Here is a 21378-nt window from a genome sequence, read left to right on the forward strand (position 1 = left end):
ACTCGACTTTTATCCTCAAAACCTAGTCACACTAGATTTTTGTCGCTAGAGTCTTCCTTCGAGACCCAACGGTGGGTCACCCGTTCATCAGGAGGCAATGTGGCCCTCAATCTCAATCAGCAGGTAGCAGGCGCGGAAACCGTCGGCCCGGGGCTTGGAAGCGCCCCGCATAAAGCCGCTTCCCGTGCCTACGTCATCGGCATGCCCATCGCGAGCGCCGGCCTCTGGATGGCCGTCCTCGCCCCGGCACTGGTAGTCCTCGCCATCAAGGTTTCGGAGATCACCACGCCGGATACCCGCGCTGGTGCCCTCAGCCTCGTGGCAGGTGTTGGAGCAGCCGTCGCCTTGCTCGCCAATCCGTTCTTTGGCCGGCTCAGCGACCGAACCACGTCCCGGTTCGGCATGCGGAAACCATGGATTGTCGGCGGATCACTCCTTGGACTTGCAGCACTCTTCCTGCTGGGTTCGGCCACGGACGTCGGAGTGGTTCTGATTGCTTGGGTTGTAGCACAGCTGGGCTTCAACGCCGCCCTGGCCGCCCTGGTTGCAACCCTTCCCGACCAAGCCGGCCCAACGGAGCGCGGACGCCTATCCGGCCTTATCGGCATGACGTTGCCCATTGGCCTGGTGGCAGCGGCTTTCTTCGCGCAGATGTTCGAAACCGCCTTACAGATGGCGGTAGTCCCGGGGATCGTCGGCACGGCGATAGCCATTGCCTTTGCTTTTACCTTCAAAGACCGCGTCCTCACCGAGAAACCGGCACCACTGAACTTCAAGGAGATCCTGGGTTCCTTCTACTTCAACCCCAAGGATTACCCGGGCCTGGGCTGGGCTTGGGTCACCAAATTCCTGGTCTACGTGGGCTACTGCGCCGGCCTTCTCTACCTGCCGTACTTCTTCACCGACCACCTCCACGTCGCCGAAACGCAGGTCACCAGCCTGGTGTTCCAAGCAACCCTGGTGAGCTCCGCGGGCACTGTGGTCACCAGCCTTGCAGGTGGCTGGATCAGCGACCGCCTGGGCAAACGCAAGAGCATGGTCATCATCTCGGCCCTGATCATGATGGGCGGCCTCGTAGTCATCGCTACCAGCACCAACACCGGTCAGGTGCTGGTAGGCCAAGGGATCCTGGGCTTGGGACTCGGCATCTTCAGCGCCGTGGACGTAGCCCTCATTACCGACCTGCTGCCCAGCGACCAGTCAGAAAATGCCAAGACCTTCGGCGTCTTCAACATCGCCCAGGCCCTCCCCCAATCCCTGGTGCCTGCTATCGCCTTCCCCGTCATCGCCCTGGGTGGCTACCCCGCATTGTTCCTCGGTGGTGCCGTTGTGGGCATCATCGGAACCCTCCTCGTCACACGTATCAAAGGAGTCAAATAAATGAACCCCGCACTCTCGGCCGCCGTCACGGCCCCACACGCAGGAGCTCAGGATGCGGAAGCCCGGATCCTCGAATTGGCCCGGAGCCTGACGCTCGAGCAGCAGGTCCAACTGCTGACAGGCGCGGACGTTTGGTCCACGCACGCCATCCCGGAGATCGGCCTGTCCCGCGTGGTCATGTCCGATGGTCCGGCCGGGGTCCGCGGGGAAGACTTTGATGAGCGCCACGACTCAGTCTCCTTGCCGTCGTCGTCGGCTTTGTCCGCGACCTGGAGCGTCGAAACCGCGCGCCGGTACGGGCAGGTCCTGGGCCAGGAGGCCCGCCGCAAGGGTGTCCACGCCGTTCTGGGCCCCACCATCAACCTGCACCGCTCCCCGCTGGGCGGCCGCCACTTCGAGTGCATGAGCGAGGACCCGCGGCTCACCGCAACCATGGCGGCCGGGTATGTTGCAGGCGTCCAGTCCATGGGCGTTGGTGCGACCCCCAAGCACTACCTGGCCAACGAGGCCGAAACCGAGCGTTTCACCGCGGACTCCGTGGTGGACGAACGCCCCCTGCGTGAGCTCTACCTGGCAGCCTTCGAGGACGCCATCACCGAGGCCCGGGCCTGGCTGGTGATGAGCTCATATAACTCCATCAACGGCACAACCGCCAGCGAGAACAAGCTCCTGGAAACGCCGCTGTCCACCGAATGGGGCTTCGACGGCGTGGTGGTCTCCGACTGGACGGGCGTCCGCTCGGTGGAAGCCGCCAACGCCCACCAGGACCTGGAAATGCCGGGCCCGGTAGGCCACTGGGGGCCGAAGCTCCTCGCTGCCGTCAACGATGGCCGTGTCAGCCGCGAGTCGATTCTGGAAAAGGTCACCCGCATCCTGCGCCTCGCCGCACGTGTTGGCTCCCTGGAAGGCTTCGAACCTGCAGTCACTGAACTCCCGACGCAACTGGACGGGGCCGCCGTCGCACGTGAAGTGGCTGTCCGCGGCGCCGTGCTGGTCCGCAACAAAGGCATCCTGCCGCTGGACGCCAAGGCGCTTAGCCATGTGGCTGTGATCGGCCACAACGCCGACGAAGCCCGCACCCAGGGCGGCGGCAGCGCCACCGTGATACCCAAGTACACCGTCTCGCCGCTGGAAGGCCTGCGGAAGGCACTGCCCGACGACGTCACCGTCACCTACGCGCGTGGCGCCAAGGTAGCCGAGGGCATCCAGCCGTTCCCCCGGGCATCACTCCATAATCCCGTCTCCGATGTCCCCGGAATCCGCGTGACCTTCCTGGCGGAAGATGGCACGGAGATCTCCGGCGAAGACCGCCTGGCCTCGCATCTGATCTGGTTTGGCATCGGAATTCCCGACGGCGCGGCCTCCATCCGCATGGAAACGGACTGGACAGCCGAGACAGAAGGCGTCCACCACGTTGGTGTTGGCACCGTGGGCCACATCCGCTTCGTCCTGGACGGAGCCGAAGTTTTCAACAACGAGATCAAGGACGACACCGAAGTTCTGGGCGCCGCCCTGTTCGATCCACCCAAGACCGTCCACGCACTCGAAACCGGAGCCGGTCAGACTGTTCGGATCGAAGCCGAGTACCAGCTGCCCAAGCAACAGGTCATTCCGTTCACGGCCATCCTGCTGGGTGAGGAGACAGTGGTCACGGACCCGCAGGCTGAGATTGACGCCGCAGTGGAAGCTGCCCGGAACTCCGACGTAGCAGTGGTGGTTGTTGGCACCAACGCCGCTATTGAATCCGAAGGCTTCGATCGCAAGGACCTTCACCTGCCCGGCTACCAAAACCAGCTCGTGGAAGCCGTAGCCGCCGCCAACCCGCGCACAGTGGTTGTGGTGAACTCCGGGTCACCGGTTCTCATGCCGTGGCTCAACAAGGTAAGCGCAGTATTGCTGGGCTGGTTCGGCGGCCAGGAATTCGGCAACGCAATCGCCGACATCCTGCTCGGCGTCGAAGAACCGGGCGGACGCCTACCCACGAGCTGGCCCGCCGCCCTGGAAGACGTTCCCGTCCTGAACACCACACCCGTTGAGGGCAAGGTGGTCTACTCCGAGGGAATCCACATCGGCTACCGTGCGTGGCTTAAGCAGGAAGCCGAAGGGGGCGCCGCCCCGGCACTGCCGTTCGGCTATGGCCTTGGATACACAACCTTTGAACTGGGCAAGGCCCACGCCCCACAGGTTGTCACCGCCGGGAACGATGTTTTGGTGCACGTGCCAGTCCGCAACACCGGCACACGCACGGGGCGGGAAGTTGTCCAGGTCTACTTGGACCGCGCCGATTCCACCGTGGAGCGCCCCGTTCGCTGGCTCGCGGGCTACGCCGGGACACACCTCGCTCCAGCCGGCACGGAGAGCGTGGAAATACGCATCCCCGCCAAAGCGTTTGCACATTACGACGGCGGCTGGCAGTTTGAGCAGGGCACGTTCCGCCTGTTGGTGGGTCGCCATGCGTCCGATGACTTCCAAGCGTTGGATATTGAACTTCGGTAACTACTTGGAACTTCGGTAACACAGGGGCGAAATGACGTTGGATGGCGGGTTTTTTTGCCCGCCACCCACGTGGTTTTCGCCACAAGCTGTAGAACTGGGGTATGGTATGGAATTTTCGTGGCATGCTGTACGTTGCATACCCGGTAACCCCCTAACACGAAGAGGCATTAAAAAGTGGCAGCCGATTACGACGAACTCCGTACCGATGTAAAAGAGAACCAGGAGCAGTCCCTCCAGGCTCTCCAGTCCGCCAGCGCTCCCACGGCCAAGAGTGTCGTGCTTGAACTGGACGAAACCGATGGCCTCGACGCCAACGGCCCCGGTGGCGAAATTGTCGCCGAAGAACTGGTCATCCAGGTTATTCCGCAGGCAAACGACGAGTTCACTTGTCACTCCTGCTTCCTGGTTCGCCACCGCTCGCAGATCGCACGCGAAAAAGATGGCGTCGCCTACTGCACTGACTGCGAAGGCTAAAACCGCCCACCACCCCGGCGGACTTAACATCGTCAGGGAGTGCCGCCGTCGGGATTAAATTGCGGAAGGACCGGAGCAAGCGCTCCGGTCCTTCCGCAGTTAAAGCTAGTAGCCGCTTCCCGGTCCGCCAACGGCCTTCTTGCGGCGATGATTGGCGATTCTGAGTTGGAGGATTCGGGCCCCGCCTGCAAGGGCCACAAGGACCCCGCCGCCCACAGCCGCTATGAACAACGTGGTGCCGAGCGCGAGGGTCCCCTCCAATCCGAAGAACCGGACGGTGATCATGTCCTGGTTCTGGACGAAGAAAACGATCAGCACCACCAGAACCACCAAGCCCACAGCCACCGCCACCCACAAAGCAGCCGTGCGGGTCGGCCGGTCGTGTCCCGAAGTTGGCGGGATCACGCGCTCCTGTTGCTCCGAGCTACCCTGGTTCGGGCTTCCTCGGTCCGGGCGGGCGGAACCACCCGGAATCCTTGCTGCATCATCCTGGAAACTCATTGACGGCCCCCTCTGTAGACGAGCATTACCGTACTACCCATATGATAAGCATGCTGATTAGTTGCTCAACAGTGGCACGATGAACTGATGAAGGTCAAGGTGCCAGGCCAGTGGGCACGTTAGGCCGGTGGGCACGTAAGGAAGGGCCGGAGTTCGCGGTCCGACCCTTCGGCTTCTCACGCCTCATTAAAGGCTGTAGTCGGTGCTGGTTGGCCCCGGATCATTGTTCCGGACTGCGTAGTGATGGCCCTCAGAATCGGTTTCGACGTCGAAATTCTTCAGATCCGCTTCGGAAGCGGTCTCGAAATCATCGTGCTTGTGCACCACGGGGCTGTCCGTATCGCCGTGGGTTGCCGGTCCAAAAACGGACTGCAGCCGCTCGGTCACATGGACGAAGCCTTCCATTCTGCGTCCCATGTTTTCCACCTCCTTCCTTACCGGAGAGAGAAAAGCGGCAGGGCTGGCGCGTGCCGTTCAGTGAGGCCAATTTTACGCCCCAAATCCCCCGTCGAGATGGCATATAACGCCAATGTTTCCCAAAAACATGGGCATTAGGTGCCACCTCGGCGGGAGGGATAGGTGCGCCTACCGCAGCGATTTGTCCTCCGGGTTGCGGGGCACCACATAGGTGCTGCCGTCGGGCCGGCGGAGGGTTTCCCACTGCTGGGTCTCAGCCTGGCGCTGCGCGAGCAGCTTCCGGTTGGCTTCGGTCATCTCGTGATCGAGGGAACTGCTGTGAGCGGGCCCGAAAATTACCCGGAACTTCCCTGTCGCGCGCATGAACTTCCGTGTGAAGGATTCCTTGGCCACGCGGATCGACTCCTCTTTTAGGCGGTTCAGTAAGTCCATAGTACGCTAATCATTAGTGCACTAACTAATCGCCGGGAGTGCGCTAATAGATCAGGCAGCAAGCACAGGAGGCAGCCATGACAGCCCTTGATGAGTCCACCAGGGAGACCGACGACCTCCTCTTGGAGCGCCAACTTTGCTTCGCCCTGACAGTGGCCTCGCGCAGTGTTGTGGGCGTCTACAAGCCTGTGCTGGAGCGGCTCGGGCTCACCCATCCCCAGTACCTGGTGATGCTTGCTCTCTGGGAACGAAGCCCCCGGACACTGAAGGACATCAGCGACAGCCTCCTCCATGAGCCCGCCACCCTCTCGCCGCTACTCAGGCGCCTGGAGGAAGCTGACTTGATTACCCGCGAGCGCGTTCCGGGCAACGAACGTGCGCTGGCGGTCAAACTGACGGATAAGGGTGCCGCCCTTCGCGAGCAGGCCACCGCCGTTCCAGGCGAGATCCGTGAGCGCCTCCAACTCAGCCGTGAAGAAGTAGCTGAACTCCACCAGGCCATGACCGGACTGATCGCTGCGACCCAACAGCAGAAACCCGTCAGCGCGACTCCCTAGCCAAGCCCACAGCCTCGGTGGTGTCCTTGAAGCGAGCACCAAAAGTGCCACGTAAAATGGATGCAACCTAGGAGACTCAATGCGCATGCGATTTGTTCGGCCCTTACTGGCAGTATTGGTCGTCGTCGGCCTCGCCGCATGCTCAGGCACCCCCGGTTCAACCAACAGCCCGACTGAAGCGCCGACGTCGTCGGCCACTTCAAGCAGCAGCCCGAGCAGCTCCCCCAGCAAAACCGCAGCTCCCAGCGCGTCAGCAGCCGCCGGCGCAGGCAATGCCGAACTCGCCATCACGCTTGTTGAAACCCCGGAGTCCGCTCCCCAGGCCTTCACGCTCGTCTGCACGAATGGCGTGCCCGCCGCCGAAAGCAGCCACCCGTCAGCAGCCGTGGCCTGCACTTCACTCAAGAACGGCCCCTCCATCCTGAGCCCCGCCCCAATGCGAACGGACCAGGCCTGCACCATGCAGTACGGGGGCCCGGCAACGGCCAAGGTGACCGGTTCAGTGGACGGCAAGGAAGTCAGCGCTTCCTTCAACCGGACGGATGGCTGCCAGATCGCCCTATGGGACGCCGCGAAGAGCGTCCTCGGATCAGATGGCGGCCTCTAGGCTGCGGCACCTCCCCCAGGAGCAATGGCTCGGGCTGGAGGCGGCCCACCATGCACGCGTCGCGCGTTATGCAGATCCATATCTGGCGCGTCGTTCAGCCGGTAAGAAGCATCCTGTGGAGGACTTTCTCTTCACGTACTACACACAGAAGCCGGGCCAGTTGCAGCGTTGGCATCCCGGCGATGGCATGGTCCTCAGCGGCGAGCGCGCCTTGGAGCGCGTCTCCTGGAAGTTCTACAGAGCGCTCGACGACGCCGAACTCACCTCTGTAGGGCTGGCTCCAGGCACGCCTGCGGTCACCTTTGAGCGGGCCGGCTTCCTCGCCGACCGCGCCGAAGCTGTCCGCTTCGCCGGGATCATCCTTGCGGGCACGGCCAAGCGACCGGCACAGTTTGGATGCTTTGGCCTGCATGAGTGGGCCATGGTGTACCGGCAGGAAAAGTTTGAGCTGCGGCATGAATACCTGAAGCTGAGGCTTGGCGGCGAGGGCACGGATGCTGTTGTTGAAGAGAACCGCATCCGCTGCTCGCACTTTGACGCGTTCCGGTTCTATACCCCGGACGCCACGCCCCTGAACGAGTTGACGCCCACCCGTGAGAATCAGCGCACCATGGAGCAGCCGGGCTGCCTGCACGCCAACATGGACCTATATAAGTGGGCTTACAAGCTAACGCCTGCCCTGCCGAGCGAGCTGGTGATGGACTGCTTCGAGTTGTCTTGGCGGATCCGCACGATGGACATGCAGGCATCCCCCTACGATCTTCAAGAATGGGGTTACCCGCCCATCAGGATTGAGACACCGCAGGGCAAGGCCGAGTACGTTGAATACCAGCGGGCTTTCGCGGCCGAATCCCAGGAGTTGCGGGCCCGCGTGCTCCAGGCAGTAGGGCCGCTCTTGGATGAGCTGAGCGGTTTGGCTGCCTGAGCACCCGCCGCCACCAGCGAAAGGTAAACATGGTTTCCGCAGACAATAGCCACGCAGATAAGTCAGGCCCTGATAAGAACGGCACTGATAAGAACGGCACAGACAAGAGCGGGTTCGACGTCGATCTGACAGTCACGCTGACGGAGGCACCTGGCGCTGAAAGCCGGGTCTTCCACCTTCGGTCCGCGGCAGGCATCCTGTCGCCTGACCCTGACTCGCTGGAATCGAACTTGCCTGATGCAACTGCGGCGCTGGCCGCCGTCGAGCAGTTTGGTGAGGAAGTCTTCTTTCCCGAGCCGCGGCCGGACCGGATCTGCACGCAGCAGTACGGCGGCCCGCAGGTAGCTGTGGTCACCGGGTGGTTCCGGGGACGCGAAGTGCACAGCCAGTTCAGTAGGACTGATGGTTGCGAGATTGCACGCTGGAAGACCTTGGCCGCATTGCTGGGTAATACCGGAGGCTCAGCCGGAGCGGTGTAGGTCCGGCCCGCCACACCCCGACAGGCCCGTGACACGCAAACGGACTGAGGACACCTGGGTTCAGGTGTCCTCAGCCCGTTTCTCTGGCACGCGCGAATTTTGCGCGTCGCCGGGTTACTGAATCAGGAAATCCTTAGCCGGCGTTGTTGCTCTGTGTCGGCTCATCGGCGCGGATCTTGCCACCGTGCTTCTTGTCTTTCTTGTCCTTCTTGGGGTCTTCCTCATCCGGAACCACCACGGTTCCGCCCGGGTTGACCAGGACGGTGACGAAGCTCGGCTCGCTGGTTCCTGCGAAGGTCAGGCGACCAATGTAGGAGCCTGGCTCCAGGTTCTTCCAGTTCAGCGAGATCTGGCCCGTCTTGCCGTTGGCAAGGCGGATCGGATTCGGCGTCACGGTGGCGTTGCCTTGGTTGGCACCCAGGACGGCGGCATCAACAGTGGCCTTTGTAGGCTGGTTGTTGGGGCTCGCGTACAGGTTGGCGTACACGTAGTAGTCACCGGCCGCCGGGCTGGGGACGGACAGGGTTTCGCTGGCAGACGCCGTCGCGGCAGGCAGCTGCTGCCCGGACGGGGTAACCACCAGCATGTCGAAGTCCGCGGCCTCGTTGGAAGAGATCACCGAGAATTTGGCAAGCGCACTGTTCGCGCCAACGGTCACCTTCTTCACATAGTTGGACGCATTGGTTTCGCCCGCGAACGGGCCGGGGACCAGTTCGACTGCCGAGGAATCCGCTTTGGAAAGGCCATCAACGGTGACGCCTACCGGCAGGTTGGTGCCGGAGGTGATGTTGATGGCTCCGGAGCCGTTGGGGCCCGTTCCCGTGAACGTCAGCGCCTTGTCCGCGATGACGGACTGCGGCCGGACGGCGATCGGCGAGGTGACGGTCTTGTTGGCACCCTGCCAATTCAGCGAACCCATGGCGAACTTGCCAAGTTCGCCATTCTTGTTTTCGAACTGCACCTTGAACGTCTTTTTCTCACCGGGAGCGCCAAAGGTCAGCACGGACGGTGTGACCTTGACATTGACACCCGGAACGTTGGCCGATGCACGGTACGTTCCCGGAGTCAGGGCAGTCAGGGTACGGGTGACCTCCACTTTGCCTGCGAGGTTGCCCAGCGCGAAGGAGGGAACGTTCATGTCCCGCGCCTGCGTGGTGCCCAGCCCTTCCATGCCCAGATCCATGCCTGTGCCCTGGATGAACTTCAGGTAGTCCTCGGTGGTGGCGTCGTACACCAGGCCCGGCGAGAGGACCTTGGCCGGGTCCACCTGTCCGGCGCCTGTGGCGAAGACATCCTTGTTGATGGCGCCGTTGGCCAGCTTGACCGGACCGGCGGTGGTCATCATGGCGGACTTCACGGTGGCCGGGGACCACTGCGGGTTCTTGGCCAGGATCAGGGCGCCGAAACCGGCTACGTGCGGGGAAGCCATGGACGTTCCTGAGAGGAAGCCGAAGTTATCTCCACTGGTTCCGATCGGCGAAACGCCGGCGAGGATAGCGACGCCGGGAGCGGACACGTCAGGCTTCAACAGGTCCGAGTCGGTAGCAAGCAGCGGACCGCGCGAGGAGAATCCTGCGATCTGCGGCTGTGCTTCAGCGGGCAGGCCCGTGGTATCGCGGTTCAGGAGGGATACGGTGATGGCCGGGTTGGCCGTGACCTTGTCCTTGATGGTCTGAGTGGCGGGCGGGTTCACGTGGACGGTAGGAATGACGTGCTTGTCAGTGTCCAGGGATGAATCGGTCAGGTTCACCAGGATCATGCCGACGCCACCGCCGCGAAGGACCTCAGCGCTCTTGGCGGTGCGGTCAACAACACCACGGTCACAAACAACAACCTTGCCGGCTACCTTGGCCGGGTCCAGCGAGCCCGGAGCACAAAGCGCCGCGTTGCCTTCACCGCTTGCAACGTTGGTGGAAAGCACGACGCCGGCCCCGCTCACCTCACGGTTCATGATGCTCGCTCCGCGGAACTTGCTGCCATCGGAGAACTCAACAGTGCCCTGAAGCTCCTGCGAGAAGGACGTCGCGGCTACCGTGGTCAGCCATGGTGCTCCATGGTTTACGGTGCTTGCGGTCGGTCCGGAGTTGCCGGCCGAGGTTGCCACGAAAATGCCTGCGGAAGCTGCCGACAGGAAGGCCAGCGAGACGGGATCGGTGGTGGACGTGGTTGAACCCGAGATGGAGTAGTTCAACACATCCACACCGTCCAGGATGGCCTGCTCGATCGCATCCACAGAGGCGGAGCCGTAGCAGCCACCCGTGGCAGGATCCGTATCTTCCCAGCAAACTTTGTAGACGGCGAGCTTGGCGGCGGGTGCGATGCCGCTGGTGGTTCCGAAGCTGCGGCCATCCACTACGGCGTCTACGTTGGCATTGCCCGCTGCCGTGCTGGCTGTGTGGGTGCCGTGGCTGTCCACGTCGACGGGAGAAATGACTTCTTCGGGGGCGCGGTTTTCCGGCGGAACGGTTTCCAGGAAGGCGTCAGCGAAGTAGTGGGTGCTAAGAACCTTGGAGTTGCAGGCGCTGCCGTCGTAGTCAGCACCCGTGTCGGTACCAGGCTGGCATTCACCAACAAAAGTATCGCCGTCGGCCTTCAGCATTGCGATCTTGCCGTCAGCGGTGCGGTATGGAACGCCTACCTGGGCATTGCCCACCAACGGGCCAACAGGCTCACCGGCGAAGAACGGGTTGGACGGGGTGTAGCCGGTGTCGATCACGCCAACAACGGTGCCCTTGCCGGCGTTGTCCTGTCCGCCGTACTGGGTAGCCCAGGTTCCGTTGGGACCGCTGAGCTTGAGGAAGTCGGTGGTGGAGTAGTCCGGAGCGTACTGCGTGTCCGGTGCCACCATGAGGACCTTGGGGTCCTTGGCAAGGTTGATCGCCTGGTCCGCCGTCAGGTTGGCACTGAAGCCGTTGACAGCTGTGGTGAAGTCGCGCTCGATGGTGACGTTTTCCTGCTGTGCAACTTCCTGTTGCTTCTGCTGCAGGTGCTGCTGGTATTCCTTCACCTCGGCGCTGTCGGCGTCGAGCTTCTTGCCTTCTTCGGGCTTGGTGGGAGCAAGCCCGGCCGTGCCGCCGTCGTACGTCGCTGCAGGCTTTTCGGCCAGGACCACCATGTATCGGCCGTCCTTGTAGGCGCTGGGGTCAAGGTTCTTCTTGGCCACGCCTGCAACATTCCCTGGCGTCTCCGGGGCGGGAGCGGCCTGGGCCGGCATCGCCATCGACGAGAGCAGCAACGGCAGGCCAACGGCAAGTACCGCAGCCTTTCGAAGTCCCCCGCTTCTGACGAAGCTCTTTCCTTGTGATTTCACGAGTGGTTGCACCTTTCACTGAGGGAGGACCGGGCTCCATCGCCCATGCCCTGTCAACTTTTAGTTGGTTGAACCTTTGACAGTTCCTGTCAAAGCCGCGCAACCAGCCGAGTCACAGAGTACCTAGTGAGAGCCAAATATGACATACAGCACATTTCAAGTTTTTTGTCTTGTCATAGGAGCGGTGATTCGTTACAGGACCAAGGGCGTGAGCGGTAGCCTCGAGTGCGTACCGCCAAGACACTCTAAGCAACGGAGCCGCTGTGAAAATCCTTGTCCCCGACACCATCAAATTGGACCTCTCCCCACTCGAGGATGAGGCCTTCGTGTATCAGGTGGACAAGCCCATCCCCAGCGACCACCGCGACGCCGAGGTCCTGGTGGCATGGCGGAACACGTCGGACAACCTTGCCGACGCAGCCAGGGAAATGCCCCGGCTCAGACTGGTCCAGACGCTCGCGGCCGGACCGGATTCTGTGCTGGCAGCAGGCTTTGGCGACAACGTGGCGATCACTTCCGGCCGCTCTCTTCACGATGGTCCCGTGGCCGAACATGCACTGACCCTGATTTTGGCGGCGGTCCGCCGCATGGACCAGCTAATGGAGTCACAGAAAGGCTCCACCTGGAACCAGCCGTACAACGCAGCCCAGTCCGCACCCGACACGGAGCAGCTCTACACGCTCGACGGCGCTAACGTCACCATCTGGGGATTTGGCTCCATCGCGGGACGGCTGGCCCCGCTACTGGCCGCTTTGGGCGCGAACGTCACTGGCGTCGCCAGCTCCAAGGGTGAGCGTTACGGCTTCCCCGTGGTGGCGGACGACGATTTCCCGGAGGTCCTGCACACCACCGACGTCCTGGTATCGATCCTGCCGGCCACCGCGGAAACAGAGGATGCCCTGAACGAAGACATCCTGCGGCACCTCCCGGACACCGCCATCTTTGTGAACGTAGGACGCGGCGCCACCGTGGATGAGAACGCCCTTCTGGCGGCCCTGGAAGAAGGCAGGCTGCGCGTCGCCGCCCTCGACGTCACCAAGGACGAACCACTATCCGCCGACTCCAAACTGTGGACCGCACCGAATCTGATTATCACGCCGCACGTGGCCGGCAACCGCCCTAAGGGCGCCACCCAGCTGGTCCTGGCCAACATCAAGGCGCTCAAGGAAGGGTCAGCACTGACCAATCAGGTTGCGGGCTAACGCCTGGCAATCAAATCGATATTTTCATTGCCTCCAAATAGTAAGCATGCTTATGGTAGGTGGGTCCGGGGTGGCCAGCAGAGGGTTTCCATCCCAAACACGCAGCATGAACAACGTGAGGAATCGCAATGTACCTGCACACCCAACTTCTCATCAACGAAATCGCCGCTGACGAGCCCGATCCCGCCGCAGCAAACGCCCTCCAGGAAGGCCTCGGCGGACAATTCGGTGAGATGCGCACCATGATGCAATACCTGTTCCAGAGCATGAACTTCCGCGGCGACCCGGCTTCCAAGCCCTACAAGGACCTCCTTCAGGGCATCGGAACCGAAGAAATCAGCCACGTGGAACTTATTGGAACCACCATTTCCCAACTCCTTGACGGCTCACCGCGCTACCAGGGCAAGAAGACCGACCCCGTGGATGAGCCAGGAGCAAAGGGAGCCACTCCCCTGAACATCGCCCTGGACCACAGCAACATCCACCACTATCTGGTGGGCGCACAGGGTGCACTGCCGGTGGATGCCGCGGGCAACCCGTGGAGTGGTTCGTACGTCTACAACAGCGGCAACCTGGTCTTGGACCTGCTGTATAACCTGATGCTCGAATCCACGGGCAGGCTCCAGAAGTGCCGCATTTACGAAATGACGGAGAACAAGACAGCCCGCTCCACCATCGCGTACCTCATCGTGCGCGACCAGGCGCACGAGAATGCCTATGCCAAGGCACTGGAAAGCCTGGGCGTGAACTGGGGCAAAGTACTTCCCATTCCGAAGACCAACGCTGAGCAGTTCCCCGAAGTCAAGAAGCTTTTGGACAAGGGCCTGCAGAGCATCCAGTACACCTTCAGCGCGGACAACCTCAGCGAAGCCGGCAAGCTCTTCCGGGGAGCTTCCCCCTCCAACGATGGCACCGAGCTGACCACCGATGTCATGCCCGATGGCTTCCCTATGACCATGTCACCAGAGCGCAAGGAAGAGTTTGCGCCGGGGCTGGACCCTGAACTCCTGGCACTGATCCAGGCCGTGGCCGAGCAGGAATTGCAGGACGCGAACAACCCCAAGGGCGGCTAACCCTACGGTAAGCGCACAAAAAAGCGGGCCTGACCTTCATGGAGGTCAGGCCCGCTTCGCGTGAATTGTCAGGCGTGCTCGTACGTAAGGCAGTCGGCGGCTTCGCGGCCGGGCCCGACCTTGACGTCATGTGCCTCGCACATGAGGTTGTTGTTGTGGACGCATTCTGAGCGCTGGCAGGCACCTACGTGGGCGAGGACCTTGGGAAGGCCGCCCATGGCATTGGTGTCAATGAACGTTGCGCAGGAAGCGTGGTCCTGGCTGCCGCCGATGGTGATTCCGAATGCGGTGCAACCGTTGTGGTTGAATCCGCACGTGCCAACGCTACAGGCGGATACTTCGGCAATGTGTTCGGTCATTGTTCCTCCTGGTTTGGATCCTGAAAGGTACTGGCCCTTGAAAGGTACTGGCTCTCGAAAGGTACTGGGGGCTGAACCCCTGGTGTCCTTCCAAACTACGCCGGAATCACAACATTTAACCGCTTTGAATAGCGCATTTGTATGTGCCCTAATCCGCGCCATTCCGCCGAATTTCGGCCCTTCGGAGGTTAGGTCCTACTTACTTGGAGTGCGTAGGGCGTCACTGATCCTGGCCCGCGTTTCCTTGTCCAAAGGCGCAGTGACGCGATGCTCCCGGGCGGCCCTGTCCGCCATGATTTTCTGGATGACCATCCGGCCCAGACCTGCAAAAACGGCTGCGGCCACTACGCCCAGCACCATCGATTTCGGTTTCTCAGCCATGCCGCAATCTTAGTGACGGCGGACAACCGCGGCCAGCGATTTCTGCCATCACGGCGGGGTGCCCTCGCGCAATCCGCCTGAATAGGGTATGTGCCTTGATCCCGGTAGAATAGGTGTGCAAGCTCGCGGAGCGCCCCCCATGCCGTTCAAACATTGCAGTTCACAACGTGTTTAGCCCTGTGCTAAAACGCTGTTTGGATGCGGCTGAACGGCGTGAGACGGCACCTCCGCGGCAGCCTTATTTAAGGTTCACCCAACTCACGCACAGGAGTTACCGGATGCCCCGGATCGTCGTTGACGTCATGCCCAAGCCCGAGATTCTGGACCCCCAGGGGAAGGCCATCGTGGGTGCTCTGCCCCGCCTCGGCTTCAACAGCTTCAGCGCAGTCCGTCAGGGCAAGCGCTTCGAACTGACCGTCGATGGCGAGGTGACCGACGCTATCCTGGCCCAGGCCCGCGAAGCTGCCGAGACTCTCCTGTCCAACCCGGTGATCGAGGATGTTGTCAACGTCGAGGTCGTCGAGGCCTGATATGACTTCGATTCCCCTGATTGGCGAGGCAGTGGCCGTCGCCGCAGAGCCCCGCTTGGCCGGCGCCAGGATCGGCGTCGTGACCTTCCCCGGCACCCTTGACGACCGCGACGCCGCCCGTGCGGTGCGGCTTGCAGGTGGCACAGCGGTTTCCCTGTGGCATGCAGATACCGAACTGGGCGACGTTGACGCTGTCATCATCCCCGGCGGTTTCTCTTACGGCGACTACCTCCGCGCCGGTGCCATTTCGCGTTTCGCACCGCTGATGTCCAAGATCATCGACGCCGCGAACTCCGAGGCCAAGCTCCCGGTTTTGGGTATTTGCAACGGTTTCCAGATCCTGACCGAGTCGCACCTGCTGCCCGGTTCCATGATCAAGAACGACCACCTGAAGTTCATCTGCCGCGACCAGACACTGCGCGTGGAGAATGCCAACACTGCCTGGACAGTGGACTACACGGACGGCCAGGAAATCATTGTGCCGTTGAAGAACCAGGACGGCCAGTACATCGCTGACGAGAAGACCCTGGATGCCCTTGAGGCTGAGGGCCGCGTGGTGTTCCGCTACGTGGGCTTCAACCCGAACGGCTCCCGCCGTGACATCGCCGGTATCTCCAACGCAGCCGGCAACGTGGTGGGCCTCATGCCGCACCCCGAGCACGCTGTGGAGACCGGCTTCGGCCCGGAATCGCTCGACGGCGCACCCCGCGACACCGACGGTTTGGGCTTCTTCACCTCCGTTTTGACCAAGATTGTGGGAGGCGACAAGTGACCACGGAAACCACCAAGAAGTTCAACATCGATACCGTTGAGCACGCAGCCAAGACCCCGGACACGGAACTCCCGTGGGCCGAGCTCGGCCTGAAGCAGAACGAGTTTGACGAGATCGTCAAGGTCCTGGGCCGCCGCCCCACCGGCGCCGAGCTGGCCATGTACTCCGTCATGTGGAGCGAGCACTGCTCCTACAAGTCCTCCAAGAACCACCTCCGCCAGTTCGGCGAGAAGGTCACCGAGGAAATGAAGAAGGACATGCTGGTTGGCATCGGCGAGAACGCCGGCGTCACCAACCTGGGCGACGGCTGGGCCGTGACGTTCAAGATCGAGTCCCACAACTCGCCGTCGTTCGTTGAGCCCTACCAGGGTGCCGCAACCGGCATCGGCGGCATCGTCCGCGACATCATTTCCATGGGCGCCCGCCCGGTTGCCGTGATGGACCCGTTGCGTTTCGGCGCGATCGACCACCCGGATACCGCCCGCGTCATGCACGGTGCCGTTGCCGGCATAGGCGGCTACGGCAACTGCCTCGGCCTGCCGAACATCGGCGGCGAAATGGTCTTCGACTCCGTCTACCAGGGCAACCCGCTGGTGAACGCACTGGCCGTGGGCGTCATGCGCCACGAGGACATCCGCCTGGCCAACGCCTCCGGCAAGGGCAACAAGGTTGTCCTGTTCGGTGCGCGCACCGGTGGCGACGGCATTGGCGGCGCTTCGGTGCTGGCCTCGGAGTCTTTCGATGACACCAAGCCCTCCAAGCGTCCGGCCGTCCAGGTGGGTGACCCCTTCGCTGAGAAGGTCTTGATCGAGTGCTGCCTTGAGCTCTTCAAGGGCTCCCTGGTTGAAGGCATCCAGGACCTTGGCGCTGCAGGTATTTCCTGCGCAACGTCCGAACTCGCATCCAACGGCGACGGCGGCATGGAAGTCGAGCTGACCTCGGTCCTGCTGCGCGATCCCACGCTGACCCCCGGCGAGATCCTCATGTCTGAGTCGCAGGAACGCATGATGGCCGTTGTCACGCCGGAGAACATCGCAGCCTTCGAAGCTGTTATGGACAAATGGGCCGTGGAGTACTCCTGGTTGGGTGAGGTCACCGACACCGGTCGTCTCATCATCACCTGGGAAGGCGAAGTAATCGTCGACGTCGATCCCCGCACCGTTGCGCACGACGGCCCGGTCTACGACCGTCCGTTCGCCCGCCCGGAGTGGCAGGACTCGGTCCAGGCCAACTCCTTCACCGGATCTGTTGAGGACGCCGGCCGTCCGTCCGCTCCCTCGGAGCTGGCTGCAGCCGTCACCGAACTGGTGGCATCACCGAACATGTGCAGCAAGGACTGGATCACCAAGCAGTACGACCGCTACGTTGGCGGCAACACTGCCATGGCGTACCCGGACGATGCCGGTGTGGTCCGCGTTGACGAAGAAACCGGTCTGGGCGTCGCCCTGGCAACCGACGCCAACGGCCGCTACACCTACCTGGAGCCCTACCAGGGTGCACAGCTTGCGTTGGCTGAGGCCTACCGCAACGTTGCCACCTCGGGCGCTGTTCCGATGGCCGTCAGCGACTGCCTGAACTTCGGTTCCCCTGAGGATCCGGATGTCATGTGGCAGCTTGCCGAAGCCATCCGTGGTTTGTCCGACGCCTGCATGGAACTCGGCATCCCGGTCACCGGCGGCAACGTCTCGCTCTACAACCAGACCGGCACCACGCCGATCCACCCCTCCCCCGTGGTGGCAGTTCTGGGCAAGCTCGACGACGTCGCCCGCCGTACGCCGTCGGGCTGGCGCGAGGACGGCCAGGCCATCTACCTGCTGGGCACCACCGCAGCAGAGCTGGACGGTTCGGAATGGTCCAACCTCCGCGGACACCTTGGTGGCCTGCCACCGAAGGTTGACCTCGCAGCTGAGCGCGGCTTGGGCGAGATCCTGATCAACGCTTCACGTGACGGCATGGTTGATGCAGCACACGACCTCTCCGAAGGTGGCCTGGCGGCCGCACTGGTTGAGTCCTCGCTGCGTTACGGTGTCGGTGCCCGCATCGCCCTTGAAGAACTTATGGAGCGCGACGGCGTGGACCTCTTCACGGCCCTCTTCTCTGAGTCCCAGGCCCGGGCCATCGTGTCCGTGCCGCGCTCCGAGGAAGTCCGATTCAAGGACATGTGCACCGCGCGCGGCTTCGCCCACCTCCGTATCGGCGTTGTTGACGCTGCCAGCGGAAAGCTGGAGATCAACGGAGTGGATGAGCTCTCCCTGGATGCTCTCCGCGAAGCACACGAAGCCACCCTGCCGAAGTACTTCGGCTAGGAGCAGGCAAAACGCGGGGCCGCTTATGTGGCCCCGCGTTCCTGTTTAAGCCGGCCACACCACTTGCCGAGCCAACTGCTCAGTGAACTCCACCTCCGGCAACGGTCGCCCGAAGTAATACCCTTGCCCGCTTGCGCAGCCGATGCTCCGGAGCGCCTCTGCCTGCTCGGCGGTCTCGATCCCCTCCCAAACACCCTCAAGGCCACAGGAACGGATGACTTCCTGGATAGCGGCCAGGAAGCCCAGCTGCGAAGGGTCCTTGCCCAGGTCCCTTACGAACTGCCGATCCACCTTTACCCGGTCCACCGGAAGTTTCCTCAGGTAGCCCATGGACGAGTAACCGGCACCGAAGTCATCGATCTCGAGTCCGACTCCCAGCTTGTGCAAGCTTGCCAAGGTGTAACGGTCCAGCTCGTTGTTGTGGATGATGGCGCTCTCGGTGAGCTCCAGCACCAGTGATTCCGGGGCCAGGCTCTCCTCCGCCAGGGCTTCACCGACGTCGTCCACGAACTCGAGGCTTTGAAGGTCCGCGGCAGAAACATTGATGCGCATTGAGAAGTCGTGCTGTGTGGTGGCCGGATTGTCCCGCCACTGTCGCAACTGTCCGACGGCCGAGCGCAGGACCCACCTGCCCAATTCCGCGATCAGGCCGGTGGCCTCCGCAACGGGAATGAACTGGTCCGGCATGATCAGTCCATGAATGGGGTGATTCCAGCGAACCAAAGCCTCGCAGCCTTCGATCCTGCCAGTGGAAAGCTCAACGATCGGCTGGTAGAAGAGGACCAATTGATCAGAACGTATGGCTTCGCGGAGCTCTCCCACTATTTGTCGCTGAAGCTGCCGGGCGTGAAGGGTGGCCGGATCAAAAAGTCGAAGCTTGTTCCTGCCCTCGTTTTTGGATTCTTCCATGGCCAGGTCGGCCTCTTGCAGAAGGTCCTCGATGCTGTGATGTGGTTCCGAGGTGCGCAGCCCCAGGCTTGCGCCGCAGCGGATGCTGTTGTTGCCGAGGTCGATGTTCGGCTCCAGCGCGGCCAGGATGCGGTTCCCGACGGCGGTGGCCTGGCTTTGCGGGGTGGCTGGCAACAGCACCGCGAATTCGTCGCCACCCAGGCGGGTGACGACGTCGTTCTCCCGAACCGCCGAACGGATACGCATGGCAACAGTGACCAGAATCTGGTCCGCCGCAGCGTGGCCCGCGGAGTTTTTCAGTGCCTTGAACCCATCCAGGTTCAGGAGGAGGAGTGCCGGCGGGACGGCGCCGTTGGCCGTGGCTCCCTGAGCTTCAATAAAGGCGTCCACCAAGGCGAGGCGGTTGCCTAGCCCCGTCAGCGAATCGGTGAGAGCCTCCTGCCGCTGTTCCTGGCGCACAAAATGGAGCTCCTCCATGAGCGCTTTGACTTGCTGTTCCAGTTTCTCGATCCCCGAAGCAGCCGGGATCAACCTTCGAGGCTTGGAGCCTCTCACGACTCTTCCAAGCGTCGCAGGCTGGCGTCGGCGACAGCCTGCGGTTTGGCCACGGGGTTACGGCGTTCGTCCAGGAACAACCGGTATGAGGCAATGTCCAGCTTGCCATCGGGCTCTACCTTGTTTCCGGAGCGGTACACGTGGGTGATCCACGCCCCGCCAAGGATTGCCTCAATCCAGGCGTCGCATTCTGCGAGCGGGAGGTGCACTCGGGTGCCGGTGTTCCTGCGGTGACCGGCGATGGAGACTGTGATGCAGCTGCCCAGGAGGCCCTTGTCCGCCGTGAACCAGGCGAGGCCTTCGACGTCGGCCACGATGGTGAGGTTGGCGTTTGTGTCCTCCACCGACTGAACGGGGCCCATCCGTACTGAACGGCGGTCCGCGTTCAGCATGGTAGGTGTCCCGGCTTTGTATGGAGGGCTCGTGATACCTTGCCGGAACGCGGACAATTCCTGGGTGTGCTGGATCTGGATCCGGGTGGTGAGTTCGTTGAAGGTCATGATCTTGCCTCATCCGCGATAGTGGCCGCCTCAAGGCGGTCGGCTCCTACAATCCTGTTTCTTCCTTGCGCTTTCGCGCTGTAAAGGGCTGCGTCCGCTACCTCGATCATGAGATTGAGGTCGGCCGCAACGGGAATGCTTGATGTGACTCCGTAGCTGATGGTGGGGAACACAACACCCTCCGGAGTGGGCAAGGCTGCCATCCGGCGGCTGATTTCCGTGGCGATGTTCCCGGCCCGGTCCTGCGTGGCTCCCGGCAGGAAGAGGACGAACTCTTCGCCTCCATAGCGTCCGATGAGATCCGTGGACCTGACCGAGGCTGTGCAAGCGTCAGCGAATGCCTGCAGTGCAACATCCCCTGCCCCGTGGCCATGTTCGTCGTTTACTGCTTTGAAGTGGTCCAGGTCGGCCAGGACTACTGCAGCGCCGGAGCCTGTGGAATGAAGGCGCTCAAGTTCCGTTGTGGCGAGATCCAGGAAGGCTCCACGGTTGAGGAGTCCCGTGAGATGGTCGCGGGTGGCACGTTCCCTTAAGCCTTTGATGAGTTGGTCGCTGGTCAGGGCCGTCATGCTGAAAGACACCGTGACCAGAAGGACCATTGATATCAGCGCTGACGGTCCAGGCCCAAAATACGTGCGGAACGTGTAACTGCCAGGGCCTTCGAGGGCATAAACCATCCAGCGGCCCAAGTAATAGGCGGCCAGCAGGCCGGCGGCGATGGACAGGGCTTTATGGACTTGCGAATGCGAAGACTTGATAAACCAGAGGTCATAGGCGGCCAATGTTATGCCCAACGTCATCATGGCCAGATAAACGAAGCCCCCGGACCAAACGTTACTCCCGGGGTTTTCCAGAAAGGATGCAATAGCCGTGACGGCCGGACCGAAAGCCAGCTGCCAAAACGCGGCTTTCCGGTCCCGGAGGGTCTTCGCTCCGGCCCACACGCTGAAAGCGCCTGCCACCACCAGGACATTGCCCAGGGGGTTGGCCCACTGCTGGTGGGGGGTTCCGTTGAGGAGGAAGGCGGCATTGCCCGCCATGAACTCGAGTAAAGCCAGGCTCCACCAGCCTGCATAAGGCGAGCGCGTACGGTGGAATGAAGTACAGAACAGCATCAGGAGGGTCACTGTGACCACGCCCAGCGCCACCCTCACCGAGAATGCATCGAGTTCCATGTCCAACCCCCTCAGCTGGTCACCCTCCGGCCTTTGAG

Annotated in this window: 21 protein-coding genes; 12 read left to right on the forward strand and 9 right to left on the reverse strand. The window is 62.2% G+C overall.

What is annotated here, in order from left to right:
* The first annotated feature begins 99 nt into the window (after positions 1 to 99).
* The 3 genes from ACIQTW_RS10015 to ACIQTW_RS10025 all read left to right on the forward strand — a co-directional run bounded on the left by ACIQTW_RS10015 (position 100) and on the right by ACIQTW_RS10025 (position 4350).
* Complete coding sequence (locus tag ACIQTW_RS10015; protein ID WP_402936649.1) at positions 100 to 1380, forward strand: MFS transporter; 1281 nt, start codon at positions 100 to 102, stop codon at positions 1378 to 1380.
* A complete protein-coding gene (locus ACIQTW_RS10020) occupies positions 1381 to 3876 on the forward strand; it encodes a beta-glucosidase (RefSeq protein ID WP_402936651.1) in 2496 nt (831 codons plus the stop codon).
* A gap of 174 nt (positions 3877 to 4050) precedes the next feature.
* Complete coding sequence (locus ACIQTW_RS10025; protein ID WP_011773410.1) at positions 4051 to 4350, forward strand: DUF4193 domain-containing protein; 300 nt, start codon at positions 4051 to 4053, stop codon at positions 4348 to 4350.
* A gap of 105 nt (positions 4351 to 4455) precedes the next feature.
* Here the strand turns inward: ACIQTW_RS10025 and ACIQTW_RS10030 are convergent, their stop codons facing one another.
* The 3 genes from ACIQTW_RS10030 to ACIQTW_RS10040 all read right to left on the reverse strand — a co-directional run bounded on the left by ACIQTW_RS10030 (position 4456) and on the right by ACIQTW_RS10040 (position 5661).
* A complete protein-coding gene (locus ACIQTW_RS10030; RefSeq protein ID WP_402936653.1) occupies positions 4456 to 4851 on the reverse strand; it encodes a lipopolysaccharide assembly LapA domain-containing protein in 396 nt (131 codons plus the stop codon).
* A 186-nt stretch (positions 4852 to 5037) separates the two neighbouring features.
* The gene (locus tag ACIQTW_RS10035) at positions 5038 to 5268 is read right to left on the reverse strand and encodes a hypothetical protein (RefSeq protein ID WP_044568518.1); all 231 of its coding nucleotides are present in this window, start codon (positions 5266 to 5268) and stop codon (positions 5038 to 5040) included.
* Positions 5269 to 5436: 168 nt separating this feature from the next.
* A complete protein-coding gene (locus tag ACIQTW_RS10040; protein ID WP_402936967.1) occupies positions 5437 to 5661 on the reverse strand; it encodes a hypothetical protein in 225 nt (74 codons plus the stop codon).
* A gap of 116 nt (positions 5662 to 5777) precedes the next feature.
* Between ACIQTW_RS10040 and ACIQTW_RS10045 the strand changes: the two genes are divergently transcribed.
* From ACIQTW_RS10045 to ACIQTW_RS10060, 4 genes are all read left to right on the forward strand, one after another.
* Positions 5778 to 6257 (forward strand): MarR family winged helix-turn-helix transcriptional regulator, encoded by a 480-nt coding sequence (locus ACIQTW_RS10045; RefSeq protein ID WP_402936655.1) that lies wholly within the window; start codon positions 5778 to 5780, stop codon positions 6255 to 6257.
* A 79-nt stretch (positions 6258 to 6336) separates the two neighbouring features.
* Positions 6337 to 6864 carry an SSI family serine proteinase inhibitor gene (locus tag ACIQTW_RS10050; protein WP_402936657.1) on the forward strand — a complete coding sequence of 176 codons (528 nt, stop codon included), beginning with the start codon at positions 6337 to 6339 and terminating at the stop codon, positions 6862 to 6864.
* Entirely contained in the window at positions 6851 to 7789 is a 939-nt protein-coding gene (locus ACIQTW_RS10055) for a 3-methyladenine DNA glycosylase (RefSeq protein WP_402936659.1), read from the forward strand. The genes ACIQTW_RS10050 and ACIQTW_RS10055 overlap by 14 nt, the downstream gene beginning before the upstream one ends.
* Positions 7790 to 7818: 29 nt before the next feature.
* The gene (locus tag ACIQTW_RS10060) at positions 7819 to 8268 is read left to right on the forward strand and encodes a serine protease inhibitor (protein ID WP_402936661.1); all 450 of its coding nucleotides are present in this window, start codon (positions 7819 to 7821) and stop codon (positions 8266 to 8268) included.
* A gap of 133 nt (positions 8269 to 8401) precedes the next feature.
* Here the strand turns inward: ACIQTW_RS10060 and ACIQTW_RS10065 are convergent, their stop codons facing one another.
* Positions 8402 to 11488 (reverse strand): S8 family serine peptidase, encoded by a 3087-nt coding sequence (locus tag ACIQTW_RS10065; protein WP_402936968.1) that lies wholly within the window; start codon positions 11486 to 11488, stop codon positions 8402 to 8404.
* Between the two features lie 353 nt (positions 11489 to 11841).
* On the opposite strand from ACIQTW_RS10065, the gene ACIQTW_RS10070 reads away from it, so the two are divergent.
* Together ACIQTW_RS10070 and ACIQTW_RS10075 are read left to right on the forward strand one after the other, a co-directional pair.
* Complete coding sequence (locus ACIQTW_RS10070; protein WP_402936663.1) at positions 11842 to 12780, forward strand: phosphoglycerate dehydrogenase; 939 nt, start codon at positions 11842 to 11844, stop codon at positions 12778 to 12780.
* Between the two features lie 128 nt (positions 12781 to 12908).
* Positions 12909 to 13853, forward strand: a complete 945-nt coding sequence (locus ACIQTW_RS10075; RefSeq protein ID WP_402936665.1) for a manganese catalase family protein — start codon at positions 12909 to 12911, stop codon at positions 13851 to 13853.
* 68 nt (positions 13854 to 13921) lie between these two features.
* Here the strand turns inward: ACIQTW_RS10075 and ACIQTW_RS10080 are convergent, their stop codons facing one another.
* Both ACIQTW_RS10080 and ACIQTW_RS10085 read right to left on the reverse strand, forming a co-directional pair.
* Positions 13922 to 14212 carry a DUF1540 domain-containing protein gene (locus tag ACIQTW_RS10080; protein ID WP_017198375.1) on the reverse strand — a complete coding sequence of 97 codons (291 nt, stop codon included), beginning with the start codon at positions 14210 to 14212 and terminating at the stop codon, positions 13922 to 13924.
* A gap of 195 nt (positions 14213 to 14407) precedes the next feature.
* A complete protein-coding gene (locus tag ACIQTW_RS10085) occupies positions 14408 to 14593 on the reverse strand; it encodes a hypothetical protein (RefSeq protein WP_017198376.1) in 186 nt (61 codons plus the stop codon).
* Positions 14594 to 14871: 278 nt separating this feature from the next.
* Between ACIQTW_RS10085 and purS the strand changes: the two genes are divergently transcribed.
* The 3 genes from purS to purL are packed head-to-tail and all read left to right on the forward strand — an operon-like array spanning position 14872 to position 18201.
* On the forward strand, positions 14872 to 15123 hold the full coding sequence (gene purS, locus ACIQTW_RS10090) for a phosphoribosylformylglycinamidine synthase subunit PurS (protein WP_011773385.1): 252 nt from the start codon (positions 14872 to 14874) through the stop codon (positions 15121 to 15123).
* A 1-nt stretch (position 15124) separates the two neighbouring features.
* Positions 15125 to 15895, forward strand: coding sequence for a phosphoribosylformylglycinamidine synthase subunit PurQ (purQ, locus tag ACIQTW_RS10095; RefSeq protein WP_402936667.1), 771 nt, complete (start codon positions 15125 to 15127; stop codon positions 15893 to 15895).
* Positions 15892 to 18201 carry a phosphoribosylformylglycinamidine synthase subunit PurL gene (purL, locus tag ACIQTW_RS10100; protein ID WP_402936668.1) on the forward strand — a complete coding sequence of 770 codons (2310 nt, stop codon included), beginning with the start codon at positions 15892 to 15894 and terminating at the stop codon, positions 18199 to 18201. Before purQ ends, purL begins: the two co-directional genes overlap by 4 nt.
* Before the next feature lie 45 nt (positions 18202 to 18246).
* Here purL and ACIQTW_RS10105 read toward each other — a convergent pair whose 3' ends face one another.
* From ACIQTW_RS10105 to ACIQTW_RS10115, 3 genes are read right to left on the reverse strand one after another with little or no spacing between them, the layout of a single operon-like run.
* Entirely contained in the window at positions 18247 to 19665 is a 1419-nt protein-coding gene (locus ACIQTW_RS10105) for a putative bifunctional diguanylate cyclase/phosphodiesterase (RefSeq protein ID WP_402936669.1), read from the reverse strand.
* Positions 19662 to 20165 (reverse strand): hypothetical protein, encoded by a 504-nt coding sequence (locus ACIQTW_RS10110; RefSeq protein ID WP_402936671.1) that lies wholly within the window; start codon positions 20163 to 20165, stop codon positions 19662 to 19664. The genes ACIQTW_RS10105 and ACIQTW_RS10110 overlap by 4 nt, the downstream gene beginning before the upstream one ends.
* A complete protein-coding gene (locus tag ACIQTW_RS10115; protein WP_402936673.1) occupies positions 20162 to 21340 on the reverse strand; it encodes a GGDEF domain-containing protein in 1179 nt (392 codons plus the stop codon). Before ACIQTW_RS10115 ends, ACIQTW_RS10110 begins: the two co-directional genes overlap by 4 nt.
* Positions 21341 to 21378: the final 38 nt, after the last annotated feature.

Origin of the sequence: Paenarthrobacter sp. NPDC090517 (genome assembly GCF_044769165.1) — a bacterium.
GTDB lineage: Bacteria > Actinomycetota > Actinomycetes > Actinomycetales > Micrococcaceae > Arthrobacter.

Coding starts and splice junctions, on each gene's coding strand:
- ACIQTW_RS10115 (WP_402936673.1), bottom strand. CDS start 21,340: ATGGAACTCGATGCATTCTCGGTGAGGGTGGCGCTGGGCGTGGTCACA.
- purQ (WP_402936667.1), top strand. CDS start 15,125: ATGACTTCGATTCCCCTGATTGGCGAGGCAGTGGCCGTCGCCGCAGAG.
- ACIQTW_RS10085 (WP_017198376.1), bottom strand. CDS start 14,593: ATGGCTGAGAAACCGAAATCGATGGTGCTGGGCGTAGTGGCCGCAGCC.
- ACIQTW_RS10055 (WP_402936659.1), top strand. CDS start 6,851: ATGGCGGCCTCTAGGCTGCGGCACCTCCCCCAGGAGCAATGGCTCGGG.
- ACIQTW_RS10035 (WP_044568518.1), bottom strand. CDS start 5,268: ATGGGACGCAGAATGGAAGGCTTCGTCCATGTGACCGAGCGGCTGCAG.
- ACIQTW_RS10080 (WP_017198375.1), bottom strand. CDS start 14,212: ATGACCGAACACATTGCCGAAGTATCCGCCTGTAGCGTTGGCACGTGC.
- ACIQTW_RS10030 (WP_402936653.1), bottom strand. CDS start 4,851: ATGAGTTTCCAGGATGATGCAGCAAGGATTCCGGGTGGTTCCGCCCGC.
- ACIQTW_RS10045 (WP_402936655.1), top strand. CDS start 5,778: ATGACAGCCCTTGATGAGTCCACCAGGGAGACCGACGACCTCCTCTTG.
- ACIQTW_RS10050 (WP_402936657.1), top strand. CDS start 6,337: ATGCGCATGCGATTTGTTCGGCCCTTACTGGCAGTATTGGTCGTCGTC.
- ACIQTW_RS10075 (WP_402936665.1), top strand. CDS start 12,909: ATGTACCTGCACACCCAACTTCTCATCAACGAAATCGCCGCTGACGAG.
- purS (WP_011773385.1), top strand. CDS start 14,872: ATGCCCCGGATCGTCGTTGACGTCATGCCCAAGCCCGAGATTCTGGAC.
- ACIQTW_RS10060 (WP_402936661.1), top strand. CDS start 7,819: ATGGTTTCCGCAGACAATAGCCACGCAGATAAGTCAGGCCCTGATAAG.
- ACIQTW_RS10110 (WP_402936671.1), bottom strand. CDS start 20,165: ATGACCTTCAACGAACTCACCACCCGGATCCAGATCCAGCACACCCAG.
- ACIQTW_RS10065 (WP_402936968.1), bottom strand. CDS start 11,488: ATGGCGATGCCGGCCCAGGCCGCTCCCGCCCCGGAGACGCCAGGGAAT.
- ACIQTW_RS10020 (WP_402936651.1), top strand. CDS start 1,381: ATGAACCCCGCACTCTCGGCCGCCGTCACGGCCCCACACGCAGGAGCT.